The sequence below is a fragment of the Microbacterium sp. LRZ72 genome (assembly GCF_033792225.1).
Classification (GTDB): Bacteria; Actinomycetota; Actinomycetes; order Actinomycetales; family Microbacteriaceae; genus Microbacterium.
This window is the reverse complement of sequence record NZ_JANGEX010000010.1, coordinates 100,236-121,496: the sequence shown is the minus strand read 5'-3', so window position 1 is coordinate 121,496 and position 21,261 is coordinate 100,236. Positions and strand designations below refer to the sequence as shown.

General features: G+C 70.4%; 22 protein-coding genes and 1 tRNA gene. 5 read left to right on the top strand and 18 right to left on the bottom strand.

Annotated features, from left to right (window positions below; all coding sequences use genetic code 11):
• Positions 1–147 precede the first annotated feature (147 nt).
• The 10 genes from M4I32_RS11650 to M4I32_RS11605 all read right to left on the bottom strand — a co-directional run bounded on the left by M4I32_RS11650 (position 148) and on the right by M4I32_RS11605 (position 8,549).
• A tRNA-Met gene (locus tag M4I32_RS11650) sits at positions 148–224 on the bottom strand.
• A gap of 47 nt (positions 225–271) precedes the next feature.
• Complete coding sequence (locus M4I32_RS11645; protein ID WP_319034637.1) at positions 272–496, bottom strand: DUF3046 domain-containing protein; 225 nt, start codon at positions 494–496, stop codon at positions 272–274.
• A 10-nt stretch (positions 497–506) separates the two neighbouring features.
• Positions 507–815 carry a helix-turn-helix transcriptional regulator gene (locus tag M4I32_RS11640; RefSeq protein ID WP_319034636.1) on the bottom strand — a complete coding sequence of 103 codons (309 nt, stop codon included), beginning with the start codon at positions 813–815 and terminating at the stop codon, positions 507–509.
• A gap of 142 nt (positions 816–957) precedes the next feature.
• Entirely contained in the window at positions 958–1,455 is a 498-nt protein-coding gene (locus M4I32_RS11635) for a nicotinamide-nucleotide amidohydrolase family protein (protein WP_319034635.1), read from the bottom strand.
• Positions 1,452–2,024: a CDP-diacylglycerol--glycerol-3-phosphate 3-phosphatidyltransferase gene (gene pgsA, locus M4I32_RS11630; protein WP_319034634.1), complete on the bottom strand. Its 573-nt coding sequence runs from the start codon at positions 2,022–2,024 to the stop codon at positions 1,452–1,454. Before pgsA ends, M4I32_RS11635 begins: the two co-directional genes overlap by 4 nt.
• On the bottom strand, positions 2,024–4,753 hold the full coding sequence (locus M4I32_RS11625) for an FtsK/SpoIIIE family DNA translocase (protein ID WP_319034633.1): 2,730 nt from the start codon (positions 4,751–4,753) through the stop codon (positions 2,024–2,026). The genes pgsA and M4I32_RS11625 overlap by 1 nt, the downstream gene beginning before the upstream one ends.
• Before the next feature lie 52 nt (positions 4,754–4,805).
• Positions 4,806–5,297: a GNAT family N-acetyltransferase gene (locus M4I32_RS11620; RefSeq protein ID WP_319034632.1), complete on the bottom strand. Its 492-nt coding sequence runs from the start codon at positions 5,295–5,297 to the stop codon at positions 4,806–4,808.
• A 36-nt stretch (positions 5,298–5,333) separates the two neighbouring features.
• The gene (locus M4I32_RS11615; RefSeq protein ID WP_319034631.1) at positions 5,334–7,010 is read right to left on the bottom strand and encodes a ribonuclease J; all 1,677 of its coding nucleotides are present in this window, start codon (positions 7,008–7,010) and stop codon (positions 5,334–5,336) included.
• 100 nt (positions 7,011–7,110) lie between these two features.
• Positions 7,111–8,088 carry a 4-hydroxy-tetrahydrodipicolinate synthase gene (gene dapA / locus M4I32_RS11610; protein ID WP_319034630.1) on the bottom strand — a complete coding sequence of 326 codons (978 nt, stop codon included), beginning with the start codon at positions 8,086–8,088 and terminating at the stop codon, positions 7,111–7,113.
• 200 nt (positions 8,089–8,288) lie between these two features.
• Positions 8,289–8,549, bottom strand: coding sequence for a DUF559 domain-containing protein (locus M4I32_RS11605; protein ID WP_319034629.1), 261 nt, complete (start codon positions 8,547–8,549; stop codon positions 8,289–8,291).
• Between M4I32_RS11605 and M4I32_RS11600 the strand changes: the two genes are divergently transcribed.
• On the top strand, positions 8,542–8,970 hold the full coding sequence (locus M4I32_RS11600; RefSeq protein WP_319034628.1) for a hypothetical protein: 429 nt from the start codon (positions 8,542–8,544) through the stop codon (positions 8,968–8,970). The genes M4I32_RS11605 and M4I32_RS11600 overlap by 8 nt on opposite strands.
• Positions 8,971–9,361: 391 nt before the next feature.
• Here M4I32_RS11600 and thyX read toward each other — a convergent pair whose 3' ends face one another.
• On the bottom strand, positions 9,362–10,126 hold the full coding sequence (thyX, locus tag M4I32_RS11595) for an FAD-dependent thymidylate synthase (RefSeq protein WP_319034627.1): 765 nt from the start codon (positions 10,124–10,126) through the stop codon (positions 9,362–9,364).
• 99 nt (positions 10,127–10,225) lie between these two features.
• Here thyX and M4I32_RS11590 point away from each other — a divergent pair, with 99 nt between their 5' ends.
• The 4 genes from M4I32_RS11590 (at position 10,226) to M4I32_RS11575 (ending at position 12,597) form a co-directional block, all read left to right on the top strand.
• A complete protein-coding gene (locus tag M4I32_RS11590; RefSeq protein ID WP_319034626.1) occupies positions 10,226–10,672 on the top strand; it encodes a thioredoxin family protein in 447 nt (148 codons plus the stop codon).
• On the top strand, positions 10,665–11,162 hold the full coding sequence (locus M4I32_RS11585; RefSeq protein WP_319034625.1) for a DUF4395 domain-containing protein: 498 nt from the start codon (positions 10,665–10,667) through the stop codon (positions 11,160–11,162). Before M4I32_RS11590 ends, M4I32_RS11585 begins: the two co-directional genes overlap by 8 nt.
• Before the next feature lie 92 nt (positions 11,163–11,254).
• Entirely contained in the window at positions 11,255–11,680 is a 426-nt protein-coding gene (locus M4I32_RS11580; protein WP_319034624.1) for an OsmC family peroxiredoxin, read from the top strand.
• A 17-nt stretch (positions 11,681–11,697) separates the two neighbouring features.
• Positions 11,698–12,597 carry a TIGR01777 family oxidoreductase gene (locus tag M4I32_RS11575; RefSeq protein ID WP_319034623.1) on the top strand — a complete coding sequence of 300 codons (900 nt, stop codon included), beginning with the start codon at positions 11,698–11,700 and terminating at the stop codon, positions 12,595–12,597.
• Between the two features lie 22 nt (positions 12,598–12,619).
• Here M4I32_RS11575 and M4I32_RS11570 read toward each other — a convergent pair whose 3' ends face one another.
• From M4I32_RS11570 to M4I32_RS11540, 7 genes are all read right to left on the bottom strand, one after another.
• Positions 12,620–13,069 carry a hypothetical protein gene (locus M4I32_RS11570; RefSeq protein ID WP_319034622.1) on the bottom strand — a complete coding sequence of 150 codons (450 nt, stop codon included), beginning with the start codon at positions 13,067–13,069 and terminating at the stop codon, positions 12,620–12,622.
• A complete protein-coding gene (gene dapB / locus M4I32_RS11565; RefSeq protein ID WP_319034621.1) occupies positions 13,066–13,878 on the bottom strand; it encodes a 4-hydroxy-tetrahydrodipicolinate reductase in 813 nt (270 codons plus the stop codon). Before dapB ends, M4I32_RS11570 begins: the two co-directional genes overlap by 4 nt.
• A 50-nt stretch (positions 13,879–13,928) precedes the next feature.
• Positions 13,929–14,531, bottom strand: a complete 603-nt coding sequence (locus M4I32_RS11560; protein WP_319034620.1) for a histidine phosphatase family protein — start codon at positions 14,529–14,531, stop codon at positions 13,929–13,931.
• A 128-nt stretch (positions 14,532–14,659) separates the two neighbouring features.
• The gene (locus M4I32_RS11555) at positions 14,660–15,691 is read right to left on the bottom strand and encodes an aldo/keto reductase (protein ID WP_319034619.1); all 1,032 of its coding nucleotides are present in this window, start codon (positions 15,689–15,691) and stop codon (positions 14,660–14,662) included.
• Between the two features lie 207 nt (positions 15,692–15,898).
• Positions 15,899–18,190: a polyribonucleotide nucleotidyltransferase gene (locus tag M4I32_RS11550; RefSeq protein WP_319034618.1), complete on the bottom strand. Its 2,292-nt coding sequence runs from the start codon at positions 18,188–18,190 to the stop codon at positions 15,899–15,901.
• Positions 18,191–18,452: 262 nt separating this feature from the next.
• Entirely contained in the window at positions 18,453–19,238 is a 786-nt protein-coding gene (locus tag M4I32_RS11545) for a fructosamine kinase family protein (RefSeq protein WP_319034617.1), read from the bottom strand.
• A 28-nt stretch (positions 19,239–19,266) separates the two neighbouring features.
• On the bottom strand, positions 19,267–21,246 hold the full coding sequence (locus M4I32_RS11540) for a glycosyltransferase (RefSeq protein ID WP_319034616.1): 1,980 nt from the start codon (positions 21,244–21,246) through the stop codon (positions 19,267–19,269).
• Positions 21,247–21,261: the final 15 nt, after the last annotated feature.

The following is a 21,261-nucleotide window of genomic DNA, read 5'->3' as shown; positions in this document are numbered from 1 at the left end:
AGGACTCTGGCTCAGATCAGGATGGGCAGGACGCTACTGACACGCCCGCCCCATCCACACTTTCTGGCCGATAACCCAACCCGCCCCGCCGGCGCGTCTGCACCGCACGACGAAGGCCCCCGGACGATGTCCGAGGGCCTTGTCTCTTGGTTGCGGGGGCAGGATTTGAACCTACGACCTCTGGGTTATGAGCCCAGCGAGCTACCGAACTGCTCCACCCCGCGGCACAAGAAATGAGCCTAGCACGACCTCGGGCGGGTGACCAATCCGGTCAGGAACGCGGCTCGAGCCGACCCACACCGTAGCGCCGCTCCGGCGGCACGTCCGCCGCCTCGCAGAGCGCCGTCCACACCGCGCGCGGAGCCTCGCCATCAGCGATCGCCTCGGTCGCGGTGCGGCCGCCCATACCCGATAGTCCGAGATCGGCTGTCACGACGGCACCATAGGCGCCGCCGAACTCATCGGCGACCGCCCGGTCGAATTCGCTCCGTCGCATCCCTGGGCGCTCAGCGCAGAGTGAGTTCGGCGTCCACTGACGCGACCAGGTCGTCGGGCACGACGTCGGGGAAGGTGTGCAGACCCTCGAGCACCGAGATTCGGTCTCCCACTTCGCGCATGATCGTCGAGATGGGCACGTCGAGCGCCTCCGCCACCGACGCGAGGATCTCGCTGGAGGCTTCTTTCTGACCGCGCTCGACCTCGCTCAAGTACCCGAGCGCAACACTCGCCCTGCTGGCGATCTGACGGAGGGTCTGGCCCTTCTGCAGACGGAAATCACGAAGGACGTCGCCGACCTCTTGACGAACCAGAATCATGTTGGCCCCCTCCTCACTGTCCTCACCGTGCGTCGCCCCGTTTCGGGATGGACGACGCTACCGCACCGGTACGTCCCCAATGTAATCCCCCGTGCTGGAGGATGGCTCGGAATCACGGAATGTAACCACGTCGAAACACGACCTATTCCCCGCCTCCGTCCACGGCCGCGATGGTCGCGCGCAATGCAGCCGCCACCGTATCGGCGCGGATGCGGTCGCGCTCCCCCGAGAGGGCCAGCCCGTGCACGGCGACACCCCGGGGCGTGGCGACCCCGACGTAGACGGTGCCGGCATCACGTCCGTCCGCGCGGCCCGGACCGGCGACGCCCGTGGTCGAGATGCCCACGTCGGCGGGCACCCCGTCGACCGCCAGCGCCGTGCGCGCGCCGTCGGCCATCTGCTGAGCCACTCGCGGGTCGACGGCACCGTGTGCCTGCAGCAGAGCGGCATCCACCCCCAGCAGAGAGGTCTTGACCGCGGTGGCGTACGTCACCACCCCGCCCCGCACGTGCGCCGATGCCCCCGGCACCGACGTCAGCGCCGCCGCGAGCAGGCCACCCGTGAGGGACTCCGCAGTCGCCACCGTCCACCGGCGGCGCGCCAGCGCCTCGAGCAGAAGTCGTGCGTCTTCGTGGCTCATCGCCCTCGGCGCGCAGCGCGAGCGCCCCGGATCTCGGTCACGATGTAGTCGAGGCCGCTCGCGACGGTCAGGATCACCGCGATCCACATCGTCACGATGTTCACCCAGATCACCCACTCACCCACGAGGGTCCACAGCGGCAGCAGCGCCAGCGACAGCGCCACAGCCTGCGCCACGGTCTTGAGCTTGCCCATCCACGCAGCCGCGACCACATGGTCGCTCGCGACGATGAGCCGGTGCACCGTGACGCCCACCTCGCGCACCAGCACGATGATGGTCACCCACCACGGCAGTTCCCCGAGGATGGAGAGTCCGATGAACGCGAATCCGGTGAGCACCTTGTCGGCGATCGGATCGAGCAGCTTGCCCAGGTCCGTGACGATCTCGTACCGGCGTGCCAGCCAGCCGTCGACGCCGTCGGTCGCGATGGCGATGATGAACAGTGCAGCGGCAGCCCAGCGCAACCCCGCGTCGGCGCCGTCATCCGCCAGCAGCATCCACAGGAAGACAGGAGCGCAGAGGATCCGGGCGATCGTGATCGCGTTCGGCAACTGCCGCGGCACAGCCATCAGTCGCGTCCCGTCAGGCCCCAGGCGTCCTCGTCGCCCTCGGCGTCGACGACGGGTCTGCCCTGGTACTGGGCCTCGACGGGATCGGCGCTGCGCACCTCGCCCAGTGCGCCGCCGGACACGTCTTTCGCCGGCTGGTCATCGCCGCGGATCTGCGCCAACACGCCCGGCAGCTGTTCCGCCGTCACGAGCACGTCGCGCGCTTTGGACCCCTCGGAGGGGCCGACGATCTCCCGCGACTCCATCAGGTCCATCAGCCTGCCCGCCTTGGCGAAGCCGACGCGCAGCTTGCGCTGCAGCATCGACGTCGAGCCGAACTGCGTCGACACGACGAGTTCGGCCGCAGCGAGCAGCAGATCGAGGTCGTCGCCGATGTCGGCGTCGATCTCCTTCTTCTCGGTGACGGCCTGCACATCCGAGCGGTATTCGGGGCGCGCCTGGTTCGTGACGTGCTTGACGACCGTCTCGATCTCGGACTCGTTCACCCACGCGCCCTGCACACGCAGCGACTTGGAGGTGCCCATGGGCAGGAACAGCGCATCGCCCTGCCCGATCAGCCGGTCCGCCCCGGGCTGATCGAGGATCACTCGGGAGTCCGTCACGCTCGTCACCGCGAAGGCCAGTCGCGACGGCACATTCGCCTTGATCAGACCCGTCACGACGTCGACGCTGGGGCGCTGCGTGGCGAGGACCAGGTGGATGCCGCTGGCCCGTGCCAACTGGGTGATCCGGACGATCGAGTCCTCGACGTCGCGCGGCGCGACCATCATCAGGTCGGCGAGCTCATCGACGACGACGAGCAGGTACGGATAAGGCTTGAGCACACGCTCACTGCCCGGGGGCGTCTCGACTTGACCTGCGACGACGGCCTTGTTGAAGTCGTCGATGTGGCGGAAGCCGAACGACGCGAGATCGTCGTACCGCATGTCCATCTCTTTCACGACCCACTGGAGCGCCTCGGCGGCCTTCTTCGGGTTCGTGATGATCGGCGTGATGAGGTGCGGCACCCCGGCGTACGCGGACAGCTCGACGCGCTTCGGGTCGATCAGCACCATGCGCACGTCCGTGGGCTTGGCGCACATCAGCAGGCTCGTGATCATCGAGTTGACGAAGCTGGACTTTCCCGAACCCGTCGATCCCGCGACGAGCAGGTGCGGCATCTTCGCCAGGTTGGCGACGACGAACCCTCCGCCGACGTCCTTTCCCACCCCGATCGTCATCGGGTGCGTCGACGCCTTCGCCGCCGGCGAGCGCAGCACGTCGCCGAGCGTGACGACTTCGCGGTCGGTGTTCGGGATCTCGACCCCGATCGCGCTCTTGCCCGGGATCGGAGCGAGGATGCGGACCTCGTTGGAGGCGACGGCGTAGGCGATGTTGTTGGTCAGCGCGGTGATCCGTTCCACCTTGACCCCGGGTCCGAGCGCGATCTCGTACTGCGTCACCGTCGGCCCGCGTGAGAAACCTGTCACGCGCGCGTTGATCTGGAACTGCTCGAAGACCTCGGTGATCGCGCGCACCACTTCGTCGTTGACCTCCGACCGCTCCTTGTGCGGCGTCCCGGTGGACAGGGCCGAGACGGAGGGCAGATGGTACGGCGGCGCGGCTCCCGCGGCGGCGCCGTCGGTGCCGAGCCCCGACAGACCGGGGAGCGCTTCGCCCGTGTCACCGTCCCCACCGTCATCGTGGATCGAGGTGTCGGCACGCGGCGCGGACGCGACCGCGCGCTCGGCATCGGCGAGCACCTGTGGGTCGAACACCTCGGTGAGCGCGTCGGGAGCGAAGGCCGGCGCCGCTTTCGGATCGGTCTCGATCGCACGGTCGAACCCGCCCTGCGAGGTACCGGGCGTGAGCAGCTCGGTGAGGTCCTGCGACGACGCCGAGGTGTCCTCCTCACGGCCGGTCTTGTTCCGGCGCCACCATGGCACCGAGTTGTCCGCCTCGTCGTCCCCGCGATCGTTCGCACGAGCGTCATCCGGGGCACCCGGCATCCGCTTCGTCGCGGCATCGCCCTGGTCGTCACCCGGACCGTCGGTGCCGAACATCCACGCGTACAGCTCGTGGAGGCGACGCCCGATGCGGTTGGGCGGGGTCTTGGTGATGATCAGCACGCTCAGCAGCGCCAGCAGCACCAGAACCACCCACGCCCCGATGGGCGTCAGCGCGAGCGCGAGCGGTTCGGCGATCATCCACCCGAACAGGCCACCCGACTGCGCGAGCACCGGAAGCCCTTCGCTCGGGACCGGGCGCGCGCCCGCGAGATGGCAGAATCCGGCGCCGACCAGCGTCAGCAGGCCGAAGCCGATACCGATGCGGCCGTTGTCGTGCACCGTCGCGGGATGCCGGAAGAGCCAGCCCGCGAGGATCAGCAGCAGGACGGGCAGCACGAAGGCGAATCGCCCGAGCATGCCGCCGATGCTGTAGTCCGATATCGTGCGCGCCACGGCGCTGCCGATGAAGAACCACTCGACGACCGCGCCGAGCGCGGCGAGCAGCACCAGCAGCAGAGGAAAGCCATCGCGCCGCTGATCCTTCTCGAGCACTTCGGGCCCGAACGCGCGGAAGACACCGCCGACGCCGTGGGCGAGCCCCATCCATGCCCTCACGGCGACGGACGGGCGCTCCTCCTCGTCGACGTAGCGTCGGGGCGCGGGCGCGGGCTTGCGCGCCCGCGCGGACCCGCCCTTCGCGGGAGCGCGGCCGCTCTTGGTCGGCGATGTGCTCCTGGCCATGTGGTCAACGCTACGCGGCGCGGGCGTGAAAGCGTCGCAGCGACGCGGACCGTCACCGCAGTCGCTTCACCATGACGTCGCGCCCGAGCCCGGCCCGCACCACGACGAATCCCTCACTGCGATACAGGGTCGTGGCGAAGTTGTCGCGGTCGACGCTGAGGCTGAGGCGCGCGAAGCCCGCCTGTCTCGCCCGGTCAGCCAAGCGCGTCATGAGCGCACGCCCGACACCGTGCGCCCGCCAGATGGGGCGCACGCCGATGATCAGCTCGGGCACGCCCGTGCCGACGTATCCGAAACCCGGTTCCGAACAGGGGAACGTGCGGTACCAGGCCGCGCCGACCGGTTGATCCTGCGGATCGACGGCGACGAAGCCGGCGTCCCCCGGACGCATCCATCCCGCGATGTACCGGCCGTGTTCGGGCGCGGCCAGCACATCGTGCCGCGGCCGGGGAGCGCCGGGACGCCAGTTCGCCGCCTCGCACACCATGTCACCCAGAAAATTCCCGTCCGACTGGGCAGCGGGCCGCACACGGTAGGTCGCCATGGCGGGAGTGTAGTCAGCTCCCGCCTCCGGCGCCGCTCAGGCTTCGATGACGAGCGGCACGATCATCGGACGCCGCCGCAGCGACTGGTTCACCCAGCGTCCGGTCGTGCGCCGCACGACCTGGGACAGGGCGTGCTGGTCGCGCACCCCCTGCTGCGCCGCATCGGCGAGCGCCGCCGCGATCTTCGGCTTGACCGAGTCGAACACCTTGTCGTGCTCCGCGAACCCGCGCGCGTGGATCTCGGGGCCCGAGATGACGCCGCCGGTCGCGGCATCCACGACGACGATCACCGAGATGAACCCCTCCTCGCCGAGAATGCGTCGATCCTTGAGGTCGGCATCGGTGATCTCGCCGACGGTGGACCCATCGACGTAGACGAAGCCGAGGTCGAGCTGGCCGACGAGCTGCGCAGCGCCATCGACGAGGTCGATGACCGACCCGTTCTCGACGATCAGCGCGCGTTCGGCCGGTACGCCCGAATCACGCGCGATCTGCGCGTTCGCGAACAGGTGGCGGTGCTCGCCGTGGATCGGCAGGACGTTGCGGGGCTGCACGATGTTGTAGCAGTACAGCAGCTCCCCGGCCGCCGCGTGGCCGGACACGTGCACCTTGGCGTTGCCCTTGTGCACGACGTTCGCGCCGAGCTTGGTGAGACCGTTGATGACCCGGTAGACGGCGTTCTCGTTGCCTGGGATCAGGCTGGAGGCCAGGATGACGGTGTCGCCCTCGCCGACCTCGATCTCGTGCTCGAGGTTGGCCATGCGCGACAGCACGGCCATCGGCTCGCCCTGCGATCCGGTCGACATGTAGACGATCTTGTCGTCCGGCAGGTTCCGTGCCTTCTTGTAGTCGATCAGCACGCCCTCGGGCACGTCGAGGTACCCGAGCTCGGCGGCGATGGTCATGTTGCGGACCATGCTCCGACCGAGCAGGGCGACGCGCCGGCCATGCGCCGCCGCTGCCTCGAGCACCTGCTGGACGCGGTGCACGTGGCTCGAGAAGCTCGCCACGATCACCCGTCGGGGCGCGCCGCCGATCACCTGGTCGAGGACCGGTCCGATCGAGCGCTCCAGCGGCGTGAATCCGGGCACGTCGGCGTTGGTCGAGTCGACCAGGAACAGATCCACGCCCTCTTCGCCGAGCCGGGCGAACGCGCGCAGGTCGGTGAGGCGCCCGTCGAGCGGCAGCTGATCCATCTTGAAGTCGCCGGTGGCGAGGGCCATGCCGGCGGGCGTGCGGATGGCGACGGCCAGGGCGTCCGGAATGGAGTGGGTGACCGCGACGAACTCGAGATCGAACGGACCGAGCTTCTCGCGCTGCCCCTCCGCCACCGTGAGCGTGAACGGCTTGACGCGGTGCTCCTTGAGCTTCGCCTCGACGAGGGCGAGGGTCAGGCCCGAGCCGATCAGGGGGATGTCCTTCTTCAGCCGGAGCAGGTACGGCACGGCCCCGATGTGATCCTCATGCCCGTGCGTGAGCACGACGCCGACGATGTCGTCGAGGCGGTGCTTGATGGGCTCGAAGTCGGGCAGGATCAGATCGACGCCGGGCTGATGCTCCTCGGGGAAGAGCACGCCGCAGTCGACGATGAGCAGCTTGCCGTCGTACTCGAACACCGTCATGTTCCGTCCGACCTCGCCGAGGCCGCCGAGCGGGGTGACGCGGAGCGCTCCCGGTGCGAGTGCGGGCGGGTCGTAGACCTGGATGGGCATGTGCCTCCTCGCGGATGCCGCGCGCTGCGGCATCCGTCTTCGCGTTGTGTCGTTGTCTGCGCGCGGTTCCGCGGGCGCGCATCCGCGTTCAGTTCGTCGGCTACCGGGTGGTGCCGTGGACCTTGGGCAGGGCACCGCCCGCCGCGGCATTGCGATCGGGCCGGAAATCAGAGAAATCGGCACCCGGGACGTCGGCGACGAGGCCGATCGAATCCTCGATGTTCGCCGCCTCCCAGTCCTCGGGCCCGACGAGCGGCAGACGCACGCGCGGGCTGCCGATGCGGCCGAGCCCGTGCAGGATGTACTTGGCCGCCACTGTGCCGGGAACGTGGGTCATCACCGCGCGCACGAGCGGTTCGAGCTGCATGTGCGCAGCGGTCGCCGCGGCGAGGTCGCCGGCGTTCACGGCGTCGACGATCGTTCGATAGGGCGCGGCGGAGATGTTCGCCGTCACACCGATCATGCCCGCGGCACCGATCGAGAGGTGGGGCAGCACGTTCGCGTCGTCGCCGGAGAAGTACATCAGGTCGGTCTGGTTGAGCACGCGGCTGACCTCGCTGAAGTCGCCCTTGGCGTCCTTGATGGCGAGGATGTTCGGGTGTGTCGCGACGCGCAGGATCGTCTCATACCGGATGGGGATGCCCGTGCGACCGGGGATGTCGTAGAGGATCGCCGGCAGGTCGGTCGCGCCGGCGACGAGGCGGAAGTGCGTGAGGATGCCGGCCTGTGTCGGCTTGTTGTAGTAGGGCGTGACGATCATGATGCCGTCCGCGCCGGCCTTTTCGCTGGCCTTGTAGAGCTCGATGGCATGGGCCGTCTCGTTGGACCCGCCGCCGGTGATGATCTTCGCCCGCCCCGCCGCGACGTCCTTGCCGACCTCCACGAGCCGGATCTTCTCGGCGTCGGTCAGCGTGCTCGTCTCCCCGGTCGTGCCGGTGACCACGATGCCATCGGCGCCCGCCGAGATGCAGGAGTCGAGATGCTTCTCGGCCGCCGGCCAATCGACCTCGCCGTCCGCTGTCATCGGCGTGACCAGCGCGACGAGCACCTGGCCGAAGGGGTTGCCGGTGTGCGTCATACCCCTAGGCTATCGGGCCGGATGGATGCCGCAGAACCCCGTCCCGGCCGGTTCGCCCCGGCGATTCCCTCGCGCCGTTCTATCCACGTGGATCCCGCGGGCCGGGCCCGGCGACGGGGCCGGAACACCGGTCGGTCAGAGGACACCCCGTCGACAGGGGACACGCACGGTGTGTCGGCCCGGGGGCCGGTCTTCCGGCCTCATCCATCGGCACGCAGGCCGGCCGGACTCCGATGCGCCCCACGCTCCACGGCGGCGAGGACGGCCGCTTCGACGAGGCCCCACTCATGGAGGATCATGGCCGAGTCGAAGCGCAGCGTGATGAAGCCCAGGGTCGTGGCGACCGCATCCCGCACCAGGTCTCGGTGCCGCCCCTCCCCCGCATGGGTGTCGCCGTCGGCCTCGAGGATCAGGCGGTCGCCGACGACGAAGTCCACCACGCCGACCCCGGGAATGCGCACCTGCGACACCACCCCGCAGGTGCAAGCGGTAGCGCAGGAGGGACTCGAGCCCGCTGTCCGCGTCGACGCGGGCGAAGTCCACGAGCCACGCGAGCCCGCGAGGAACCGCGCCACGGAGGAGTTCACGCTCACCGGGGCGCAGCAGCCGCTGCCGCAGAGCGGATTCGAGGGCGGCGATGAAGGCCTCGGCGCCGGCGCACCACGCGATCTGGACGAGGCAGTGCACGAGCGAGACGACCTGCAGCCCGGCCGGCGCGGTCGCGACGTCGCGATGGGTGGTGCACCGGCAGCCGTCGAGGCGCGCCGGATGCCGGTCGGGGTCGATCCAGACGTGGACGGGCTCCTCGGGACCGGCGTCGAGTGTCCAGAGGCGGTGATGTCGAGCCGCCGTAAGGCATGCGACCGGTCCGCGGTGGGATAGCGCGTGGAGCGCCCGGGGATCGGCACCGGGAAGAACGTAGAGCCCTTGCCGCGCGCGGACGAGATCCCCACTGGCCACGGCCACGGCGATCTGGGATCTCGTCATCCCGCGCCGACGCAGCTGGGACGTGCGGCAGGCGCCCCCGAGATCGCGGCAGATGGCGGCGGCTTCGTGCATCCGGCCAGCATCCATGGCGCCTGCACAGGGGGATGCCGCTCGTCGCGCAGAGGGGGACGACCCGCTGCGGGATGGTTCCGGGGAGGGGAAGTGGGTACCGCTCCGGCGTCCGAACGGCCGGTCGTGCACGAGACACGCCGGGCGAGTCTCGTCCGATGACGGCGATTTGCGGATGCCGCTGGTCTTTCGAGCGCCGGCATCCCGGCGGCCGGGGCTACGGCGCGACGCGTCCGTTCGCGTTGAAGGCGGCATGTGTCAGCGGCATCAGGTCGGTCCAGAGCCGTTCCATCTCTTCGGCCACCATCTCGATCTCGCGCTGCGGGAAGGACGGGAAGTGCGTGCCCTCACGCTTGGTGCGCAGCGAGAGGAAGTTCATCAGCGACCGCGAGTTCATCGTCACGTACATCGACGAGTAGATGTTCAGCGGCAGCACGATGCGTGCCACCTCGCGGGCGACACCGGCGTCGAGCATGCGCTGATACGCCTCGAACGCCTGCAGCGAGGCCGCGCGCGTGGCCTCATCGACCAGCGCCGTCTGCTCGGGAGTGCCCTCGTGGAACTCATACGCCCCCGGCTTGCCCACCTGAACGAGCCGGCGCTCGGCAGCGGGGACGTAGAACACCGGTCGCAGCTCGCGGTAGCGACCCGATTCCTCGTTGTACGAGGCGATCCGGTGGCGCATGAACTCGCGGAAGACGAAGATCGGCGCCTGCACGTAGAACGTCATCGAGTTGTGCTCGAACGGCGACCCGTGGCGGTCGCGCATCAGGTAGTTGATCAGGCCGCGATCCTGAGCAGTCGCCTCGGCCCCCGAGGCGGCGTCGCCGAGGGTCTGCTCCCCCAGCGTCGACACTCGTGCCGCGAACAGCACATCGGCGTCGGCGGCACTGGAGCGCACCAGCTCGACGGTGACGTCGCTGCGGAACTGCGCGGCGGGAACACGGACATCGGACGAAGAAGAGGGGGCGGCATCGCTCACGCGCCCAGACTACCGGCGCCTGCGGCATTGTTACGGCACGTGAACCGCAGCCCGCACCGGCGACGCCGGACACGCGCCACCAGAGTAACCTGGAGGGTTATGAGTCTTGTCGATGCCACCTTGGTCGTGGTAGCCCTCGTGGCGTTCGCCGCAGCCTTGGGCGCGCTGTACCGCTGGCGGCAGGGCCGCGCCCGTCACGAAGTCCCGCACGAGACGGTGGATGCTGCGCGGCTCGGCGCCGACGTCCGCTTCGGCGAGCACGCGACCCTGCTCCAATTCAGCACCGACCTCTGCGCGAAGTGCCCCGGGGTGCACCGGATGCTCGACTCCTTCGCCGAGGCACGCCCGGGCGTCGCGCACGTCGACGTCGACGTGACCCACCGCGCCGACCTCGCCGCGCACTTCCACGTGCTCCAGACGCCGACCACCCTCATCCTCGACCGCAGCGGCGTCGTCCGCACGCGAATCGGCGGCGTGCCCCGCCGGGATGTCATCGAGCTCGAGCTCGCGCGCGTGACCGCGAGCAAGGAGCCACTCCATGTCTGATCGTCCTTCCCCGGCCGGTATCGACCCGCGCGGCCCGCGGTTCGCTGCGGCGATCACATCGCTCCTGCTCCTCATCGCCGTGCTCCTCGGACTCGTCGGTCAGCCGATCGCGGCGACCGCCGTGGCCCGGGCGACCGATGCGGCCTTCGTTCTGCTCGGCGTGATCGCGCTGCTGTTCCTTTGGGGGGTCCTGTCGCCGCGCACCGCCCCGTGGGCCGCGCTGTACCGCACGCTCATCCGACCTCGCCTGGCCCCGCCGACCGAGCAGGAAGACCCGCGTCCTCCGCGCTTCGCGCAGGGCGTCGGCCTCTCCGTGACCACTGCCGGGCTCGTGCTGCACCTCGCGGGCGTTCCCTGGGCGGTGCCGATCGCGGCTGCGGTGGCGTTCGTCGCGGCGTTCCTGAACGCGGCGTTCGGCTTCTGCCTCGGATGCCAGATGTACCTGCTGCTGCAGCGCGCCGGCGTTCTCGGTCGCTCTCGCGCGGCATAGCCTCCCTGGCTGTCGACCGCAACGAGTGGCCACCCCTCCGACGGCGCGGTTAGGCTGACGTCGACACGCCCGCCACCAACAGGAGGACATCCATGAGCGTCACAAGCGAAGCATCCACGGCCTGGAAGGGCTCCCTCACCGAGGGCGCCGGCGCCGTCACCCTCGACAGCTCGCACCTGGGCACGTTCGATGTGAACTGGAAGGCCCGGTCGGAGGGGTCGGACACCACGACCACGCCGGAAGAGCTCATCGCCGCCGCGCACTCGTCCTGCTTCAGCATGGCCCTCTCGAACGAGCTGGCCCAGAACGGCACCCCGCCCGAGAGCATCGACACGACCGCGTCGGTCACGCTCGTCCCCGGCACCGGCATCACCGGCAGCCACCTGAACGTCAACGCCGTCGTCCCCGGCATCAGTGAAGAGGACTTCGCCCGCATCGCGGCGGCGGCCAAGGCGGGCTGCCCCGTCTCGGGCGCACTGGCCGGCATCGAGATCACGCTCGAGGCGACGCTCGCCTGAGCCGAGAGGATCGACGGATGCCGCGTCGCATCATCGTCTCGGGTGCTTCCGGTCTGATCGGGAGCGCCCTGGTCGACGGACTCCGGGCGGGGGGTGACCGCGTGGTCACCCTCGTCCGGCGTCCGGCGCGCACGAGCGACGAGGTGGAGTGGCTGACCGATACGCGCCCACTCGACCCGCAGGTGCTCGAGGGCGCGGATGCCGTCGTGAACCTCAACGGGGCGAGCATCGGCCGCATCCCGTGGACCCCTCGGTACAAGAGCACGCTGCTCTGGTCGCGCCTGACCCCGACCCGCACACTCGCCACCGCGCTGCGGGCCCTCGCACGGGACGCGCCGCATTTCGTCTCGGCGAGCGCCGTGGGGTACTACGGCTCGCGCCCCGGCCGGCGGCTGACCGAGCACGACTCGGCGGGCGAGGGCTTTCTCGCCCGCGTGAGCGTGGAATGGGAGAAGGCGGCACGCGGCGCGGGCGAAGCCGTGGCGCTGACGACCCTCCGCACGGCGCCCGTGGTGCATCCGGAAGGGGTGCTGAGCCCGCTGCTGACACTCACCCGCCTCGGCCTCGGTGGGCCGATCGGACGCGGGACGCAGGTGTGGCCCTGGATCGCGCTCACCGACGAAGTCGCGGCCATCCGGTTCGTCATCGACCGGGGCCTCACCGGACCGGTCAACCTGGCCGGCCCGGAGCGAGCCACCGCGAACGACCTCGGCTTCGCACTCGCCCGACGCATGAACAAGCCGTTCCTGCTTCGCGCTCCGACTTGGGCGCTGCGCACCGCGCTGGGACGGGATATGGCCGACTCCGTGCTCACGACCGACGCGCACGTCGTGCCCGAAGCCCTGCAGCAGGCCGGATTCACGTTCACACATGCCGACGTCGAGGACGCCATCGCCGCGGTCGTGCCGCAGCCATGATCACCGATCACGCACGTACGAGTCAGGTCGCGGGCCGACCTGACTGCAGCCGGATCGACGTGCGAACGGCGGCACGCGCGCGACGCCTGTCGCCCGCCGCATCGTAGACGAGGCCGAGCCGGTACCACGCCCTCCAGTCGTCGGGCGAGTCCTCGACCGCCGCGCGATAGCGGGGGAAGAGCGCTTCCGCCTCGGTCCGCTCCACACGCCCGGAGGGACGAACCGCCACCTGCTCCTGCGGCATGCCCCCCTCGTCGGCCAGCAGCCGCCCGAGACGCTCGGCGCGCACGCCGAACCAGAGTTCGCGCCCGAGTGCCCACGCGGCGATGAGCGGGAGCGCGAACAGCGCAGCCCCCATCCCCGCTCCCAGCGGGTCGCCCGAGAGCAGGAGCAGCACGGCGCGCTCGGTCACGAGGAAGAGATAGAGCACGAGCAGCGCGGCCATCACGGCGACGCCGATACGCAGGCTCACAGCTCTGTCGCGCGGGCGACCTGACCCGAGGCCGCGCCGTCGTCGACGGGCTCACCGTCATCCTCGGAGGGCAGACGCAGCCCGATGTCGACGTAGGTGTCGAGGCCCACGCTCACGCCGCGCGCGGCACGGGCGGCGTCCAGAGCGATCCGGATGCCGGGGGCGTAGGCGCGGGCGGGGTCGAGCACGTCGTGGACGATCTGCACGCTCTCGCCCGGGCCCGAAAGCCACGTCTCCTGGCGCGCGAGCACGCCCGGGCGGCGCAGCGAATGCACCGGAACGCTCGCCACCCGCTGGCCCCGGGCGCGCTGGTCGGTGTGCGGCGCTTCGACCGGGCCCACCTCGGCGCGGGCTGCGCCGATGAGCTCTGCGGTGCGCACCGCCGTGCCGCTGGGCGAATCCACCTTCTTGTCGTGGTGGGCCTCCACAATCTCGATGAACGGGAAGAAGGGTGCGGCGGCGGCGGCGAGCGCGGAGCCGATCACCGAGCCGATCGAGAAGTTGGGGATGAAGACGGCTCCGGTACCGGCGTGCTGCACCAAGGGGCGCACGAGCGCAATGCGCTCTTCCGACCACCCCGACGTGCCGACGAGCACGTTCATCCCGCGCTCGATAGCCGCGCGAACGACGTCGATCGACACCGCGGGCGAGGAGACGTCGACGACCAGATCGGCACCGTCGATCTCGCCGATGCCGCTGCGCGATGACAGCTCGGCCACCACCTCGTACCCCTCGGTGGCGAGGACGACGTCGCGCACGACCCCGCCCAGCCGGCCCGTTGCTCCCACGATGGCGACGCGTGTTGTCATGGTCCCATCCTAGGTATCCGTCCTCAGCGGACGGCGCACCGTCGTGCCGCTCAGACCGGGTGGGTCTCGGGCAGACCCGTCCTCAGCTCGAACGGCAGATGCGCCAGGTCGTTGTGGGTGAGCAGGGTCCACGGCCTCCCCTGCTTCTGAGCGATGACGCTCAGCCCGCAATGCGCCTGGTTCAGGGTCATCCAACGCCAGTCAGGCGCCTGGAGCACTTCGCGGACGAGCCATGAGATGACCGAGTTGTGGGTGATCAGCAGCTCGTGCGTTTCGCCCTGGCGCCGCATCAGGAACTCGGATGCCGCATCCGCCATCTGCGCCCGGCCGGCGTCGATCTCGGCATCCGTGATCGAGCCGAAGAAGGGCTCGTAGACAGACGGGACGTCGGCGTCCAGGCCGGTCGGCACGCAGTCGAACAGCAGCGCAGAGGACTCGGGCGTCACCGACGGCATCCGCTCCGCGAGGATGCGGGCGGTCTCTGCGGCCCGCTCCAGCGGCGAGTGCCACACGGAGTCGAAGGGCACCCCCGAGAGGCGGTCGGCGATGAGCGAGGCCTGGCGCTGGCCCCGGGGCGAGAGGGGGCCGTCCACCAGCCCGTGCTCGGCATCCAGATGCTCACCGTGACGGACGAGGTAGATGAAGTGCGTCACGATCTCGGCAGTCCTGTTCCGGGCGGGCCTCGGCGCACCGCCGCAATCAGCCTACGACATGCGCCGCGCGTGACCCGAGAGCGGCGACCGAGTGTCACGGCCCCTTCACGGACGGCGCGACACGGATGTCACTGCGCTGCGCGCGACAGCTCGGCCAGGTGGCCACGGCCCAGCTGCACCCCGACACCCTGGACCAGTTCGTCGACGTGCTCGGGGGCGTACGCGTTCACGATCGGCGCGACGACGGCACGCTGGGCGAGCAGCCAGGCCACCGCGACCGCGGCATCCGGAGCGTCGACATCCTGCGCCACGGTGTCGAGGGCCTTCAGCACACGCTGGCCGCGCCGGTTCAGATAGGCGGCGACCTGTACCCCGCGGGCGGAGGTTCCGAGCCGCTCCCGTCGACGGTGCCGGCCCGAGAGGAATCCATGGGCCAGCGGGTGCGACGGCGTGACCGCGATCCCCTGCGCCCCGACCACCAGGCGCACATCCCCCTCGTAGCTGCTGCGATGCACGACGTTGTAGTGCACGTCCAGCACGGTGACGCGCGGGTAGCCCGCGGAGGAGAGGATGCGGGCCTCGACCAGCTTCTCGGCGGGGAAGCCCGCAGCGGCGAGATGACGCACCTTGCCCGCTCCCACGAGCCATTCCGCGGTCGCCAGCGTCTCTTCGAGCGGAACCGACATGTCGTCGCCCGCAAGGTAGAGCACGTCGATGCGGTCGGTGCCCAGCCGCGTCAGCGAGGCTTCGACTGCGCGCACGAGATTGACGGGACCCAGTCCGGGGTTGTCGGGATGCGTACCGACCCGTGTGGAGACGACGACGTCGTCGCGGTTGCCGCGCGTGCGCAGCCATTCGCCGATGATGTGCTCGCTGCGCCCGCCGGCGTAGGAGTCCGCCGTGTGCACGGCGTTCCCGCCGCGCTCGATGTAGCGGTCCAGGATGCCGTGGCTGGTGGCGATGTCGACGTTCCACCCGAACTCGGCGCCGCCGAGGATGACCGGGAACACCGTGAGACCGGTTTCGCCGAGCGCCGCCCGGACGGCATGTCCCACACTGCGCCCCTGTACGGGGATCGGCTCGGACGGGTGCGCGGCGGGCGCTCCGACGTCGTGCGCGCGCACGACGGGTGCGACCCTGCCACCGCTGAATTCCGCCATCACCCACCCCCGCCCGCTCATCGACCGGACGTGCTCTTCGTGCGCGCCCCCCGGCGCCTGTTTTTCAGCGTAGGACAGCACACGCGCGGGTGGCGCGCGCGGAGTGTCCGCGTCGTGAATTGCCTATAACGCTTTGATCACGGACATGGCCGTGCCCCCGGCATCCACGTGTGAGACGCGGATGCCGGGGGCACGATCGTGCGGGGATCAGCCCTCCGCGGGAGCCTCCGGACCGGCGTTCGCCGCGTCGCGGCCCTCCTGGTCGGCGGCTTCCTCGACCACGGGCTCGAGCGAGAGCTTGCCGCGGTCGTCGAGCTTGGTGATGCGCACCAGGAGCTTCTGCCCCACCGAGACGACATCCTCGACGTTCTCCACGCGCTTGCCACCGGCGAGCTTGCGGACCTCGCTGATGTGCAGCAGGCCGTCCCGTCCGGGCATCAGCGAGACGAACGCGCCGAACGCCGCGATCTTCACGACGGTGCCGAGGAACTGGTCGCCCAGCTCGGGGTTGGTCGGGTTGGCGATCGCGTTCACCTGGGCGCGCGCGGCCTCGGCCGAAGGGCCGTCCGTCGCGCCGATGTACACGGTGCCGTCGTCCTCGATCGAGATCTGGGCGCCGGTCTCGTCCTGGATGGCGTTGATCGTCTTGCCTTTGGGCCCGATCAGCTCGCCGATCTTGTCGACGGGAACCTGCACGCTGATCACACGAGGTGCGGTGTCGGCCATCTCGTCGGGCGAGTCGATCGTCGCCGTGATGAGGTCCAGAATCGCCAGACGCGCGTCCTTCGCCTGCTGCAGCGCACCCGCAAGCACCGACGACGGGATGCCGTCGAGCTTCGTGTCGAGCTGGATCGCGGTGACGAAATCAGCGGTCCCGGCGACCTTGAAGTCCATGTCTCCGAGGGCGTCCTCGGCGCCGAGGATGTCGGTCAGCGCCGCGTAGCGCGTCTGCCCGTCCACCTCGTCCGAGACCAGACCCATCGCGATGCCCGCGACGGGAGCCCGCAGCGGCACGCCCGCGTTCAGCAGGGCGAGGGTCGATGCGCAGACGGAGCCCATCGACGTCGAGCCGTTGGAGCCCAGCGCCTCGGACACCTGCCGGATGGCGTAGGGGAAGTCCTCGCGGCTGGGCAGCACCGGCACGAGCGCGCGCTCGGCCAGGAAGCCGTGGCCGATCTCGCGACGCTTGGGGCTGCCGACGCGACCCGTCTCACCCGTCGAGTAGGGCGGGAAGTTGTAGTGGTGCATGTAGCGCTTGCGCGTGACGGGTGACAGCGAGTCGATCTGCTGCTCCATCTTGAGCATGTTCAGCGTGGTGACGCCGAGGATCTGCGTCTCGCCGCGCTGGAAGATGGCCGAGCCGTGCACGCGCGGGATGACGTCGACCTGGGCGTCGAGCGCCCGGATGTCGGCGAGACCGCGACCGTCGATGCGAACACCGTCGGAGAGGATGCGGCCGCGCACGATGTTCTTCGTGACCGACTTGTAGGCAGCGGAGACCTCCGCCGCTGCCCCTGCCGGCAGCTGACCGGCCTCGACGGCCGTGGCCACCTCGGCCTTGACGCGGTCCTTGAGCGCGTCGTCGGCGTCCTGACGCTGCTGCTTGTCGGCGATCTGGTAGATGCCCACCAGCTCGTCGTGCGCACGGGACGAGACGAACTCGAACACCTCGTCGCCGTAGGGCGGGAAGACCGGGAAGGACTGGATCTCTTTCGCCGCCGCAGCCGCGATGACGCTCTGTGCCGCGACGAGTTCCCGCAGGAAGGGCTTGGCGGCCTCGAGGCCCTCGGCAACGACGGCCTCGTTCGGCTTGGTCGCACCGCCGCGGATGAGGTTCCAGCTGCCCTCGGTCGCCTCGGCCTCGACCATCATGATCGCGACGTCTTCGGTGCCGTCGGCGGCCGTGACGACGCGACCGGCGACGATGATGTCGAACACGGCCTGCTCGAGCTGCTCCGCCGTCGGGAACGCGACCCACTGGTCGGCGTGCTCGCCCTGTCCGGGGATGAGCGCGAGGCGAACGCCGGCGATCGGACCCGAGAACGGCAGACCGGAGATCTGCGTCGAGGCCGACGCGGCGTTGATTGCGAGAGCGTCGTAGAACTCACCGGGCGCGATCGACATCACGGTGACGACGATCTGCACCTCGTTGCGCAGGCCCGAGACGAACGAGGGCCGCAGCGGCCGGTCGATCAACCGGCAGACGAGGATCGCCTCGGTGGAGGGGCGACCCTCGCGACGGAAGAACGAGCCGGGGATCTTGCCCGCGGCGTAGGAGCGCTCTTCGACGTCGACGGTCAGCGGAAAGAAGTCGAATCCCTCGCGCGGGTGCTTGCCCGCGCTCGTGGCCGACAGCAGCATGGTCTCGTCGTCGAGGTACGCGGCCACGGAGCCCTGCGCGAGCTGCGCAAGCCGGCCGGTCTCGAAGCGGATGGTACGAGTGCCGAAGCGTCCGTTGTCGAGGACGGCTTCGGCGGACGTGATTTCAGGACCTTCCAAGAGGTCTCTCCTTCTATGTTCGTGCGCGCCCGGTCGGGCGTGCGGACGAAGGAGCCGGTCACGGGCAGAAACGGGCGCGCAAGTTGTTCGCAGATCGCTCGCGCTGGCCACCAGTGAAAATCCACCATCTTCGACGATGCGACGCCGGATGGGAGACCACCACAGGGGACCAGCTGCCTGCCGGCCTGCTCCAGATGCTGACGGTTCGTCAGCGATGTGCAGTTGTCGGCTGCCCCTCGATGAGCGGGCAACCTCCCCCACCCTAGCAGTCGGCCAGTGCGAGAACGGCGCGCGCCGCGCTCCCGAGCGCAGCTCCGTAGGCGGGCCCGTGGCCGACGGCGTGCACGGCGAGGGGATGCAGCTGGTGCAGCGGGATGCGCTCGGGCCAGCCGTCGCGAAGAGGGTGCTCACGCTCATACCCCTCGACGATCCGTTCGAGGAACGGGCAGCCGAACAGCGCGAGCATCGCCAGGTCCGTCTCGCGGTGTCCGCCGTGCGCCGCGGGGTCGATCAGCACGACGCCCTCCGTCGACCACAGCACGTTGCCCGACCAGAGGTCGCCGTGCAGGCGGGCCGGCGCATCGCCGTCATCGAACTCCCCCGCCTCGATCCGCTCGCACGCCGCGTGCGCGGAGCGCCAGTCCGGTGTCTCGAGGTTTCCGGCCCCGCGTGCGGCGTCGAGGAAGGGCCGCACGCGCGCGGCGGCGTAGAAACGGCCCCACGAAGCCTCGGCGCAGGTCGGCTGCGGCAGGCGGCCGATGAAGATGTCGCCGCGATGACCCGGCGGCGGGGCCCCGAAGGCGGCGGCTCCCGCGTCGTGCGTCCGAGCCAGGCTGCGACCGAACCGCACGGCCGTCTCACCATCCGGATGCCGGGAGGCAACGCGCTCCAGCACGATGCGGCCGGGCGAGACGGCCCGAACCCGCGCGCACCGCACGCCTCCCCGCGGCTCGGCCTCGGCGAGCCACGCCAGCCCTTCGGCTTCGGCCTCGAAGAATCCGGTCGGAGCGTCAGCGCGCGTCTTGACGACGTCGGGGGGCGGCGTCATCGCATCGGCGCCGGGGCGTGGGGGCGGGTCATCCCTGGACGATACCCGGCGCGGCGCGGCGGGGCCGCTGCTCGAGCGGCACGAAGCCGCGATGCTTGGCCTCGATGCCATCCCCCGCCCGTCGGCCCCGCACACGCCGCCAGAGCCAGGGCAGGGCGTGCACCCGTGCCCAGGAGCCCGCGGGCGCCACGCGTTCGTGTGCGTGCAGCACGTCGTCGAGGTCGCCGAGCGCCTCGGCGTCGGGCAGACCCAGCACCTCCGCTGCCCGGTAGGCGAGCAGCCTGTGACCGCGAGTCGAGAGGTGCACCCGGTCCTCCGCCCACATCGAGGGCTCACCGATCGCCGGCAGCGCCTCGGTGTCGACGAGCAGGGCCCCGGTTCGGCGTGCGATCCCCCGCAGCTCGGAGGAGTAGTCCGCGAAGCGGCGGGCGAATAGGCGTGCGGCGGGACGCCGAGGCAGAAACGGTGTGACGAGCAGCACATCGCTCCCGCCGGCTCGCAGCGCCCGCACGGTCGTCTCGACCTCGCACGCCAGCGCGCGCACATCCGGTCGCGGACCCACGAGGTCATTGGCGCCGATGAAGACCGATGCGAGCGCCGGCCGGAGCGCGAGCGCCACCGGCAGCTGCTCCGTCACGAGGTCGCGCACGCGACGACTGCGCACGGCGAGGTTCGCGTACTGCAGCGGCCGCCCGCTGCCGCGCGCTTGCGAGCAGAGCATGGCGAGACGATCGGCCCAGCCGCGGTAGGCGCCGGCCGGCATCCGCGAGTCGTCGCACAGGCCTTCGGTCAGCGAGTCGCCGAGCGCGACGAACGACGCCCACCGCGGCTGCGCGGGCATCGACACCGTGGCGGGGAGCACGGGCCGCTCACCGGCGCGCGCACGCAGCGCCATGTCCATCGGATTCAGCGCACGGGCCTCGTCGTAGTGGTCCACGAGCTGGCGGCAGAGAGCAGGCCAGGTGCGTGCACGCACGCCCTCTCGAGCGGCGGAGGCGAAGGCCTGACGCTTGGCGGGATCGCCCACGAGATCCCCGACGCGTTCGCGCAGGTCCGCCAGGTCACCCGGGCGGTAGAGCCAGCCGTCGACGCTGCTGCGCACCAGGTCACGTGGTCCCCCGCGGCCCGTCGCGACGACCGGCACGCCACTGGCCAGCGCCTCCTGCACCCCCTGGCAGAAGGTCTCGTTCTCACCCGGGTGCACGAAGACGTCCAGGCTCGCGAGGGCCCGCGCGAGTTCATCGCCCTGCAGAAAGCCCGTGAAGTGCACGTCCGGCAGCACCGCCTCGAGACGGCCTCGGGCGGGCCCCGCCCCGATCACGACCACCCGCACACCGGGCATCGACGAGAGAACCCTGAGATCCTCGACCTGCTTCTCGGCCGCGAGCCTCCCCGCGTAGCCGACGAGCACCTGCCCGGCACCGACGTCGCCCCGCCACGATTCGCACCGGCGCTGCGGGGCGAACCGCTCGGTGTCGACGCCGCGGCCCCACGAGCGCAGGCGATCGACGCCCAGGCGCTCCAGCTGCTCGCGGGCCGACGTCGACGGGGCGAGCGTCAGGGTGGCCCGACGATGCAGGCGAGCGATGTGACGGGCCACGAGAGGGGCCGCGCCGGCGACCCCGTACTTGAGGGCATAGGCCTCGACGTCGGTCTGATACACGGCGACGACGGGAACGCCGAGCGCCCGGGCCGCCTGCACGCCCTGCCAGCCGAGCACGAACGGCGACGCCAGGTGCACGACGTCGGGCGCGAACTCGCGCAGGATCCGAGTGAGCGTCGCGGTGCGGGCGAAGACGACCCGCACCTCGGGGTACGAGGGCAGGGGCACGGAGCGCAGCAGGCTCGACTGCGCGCCGTGCAGATCGGCATCCACCTCGCCGGAGCGCGGCGCGATCACGAGCGTCTCGTGCCCCGCGCGCCGCAGATGGTGGAGCACGTGGAGGACGGATCCCGTCACGCCGTTCATGTGAGGGAGGAAGGACTCGGCCAGCAGTGCGACTCTCACGGTTACACCGTGACG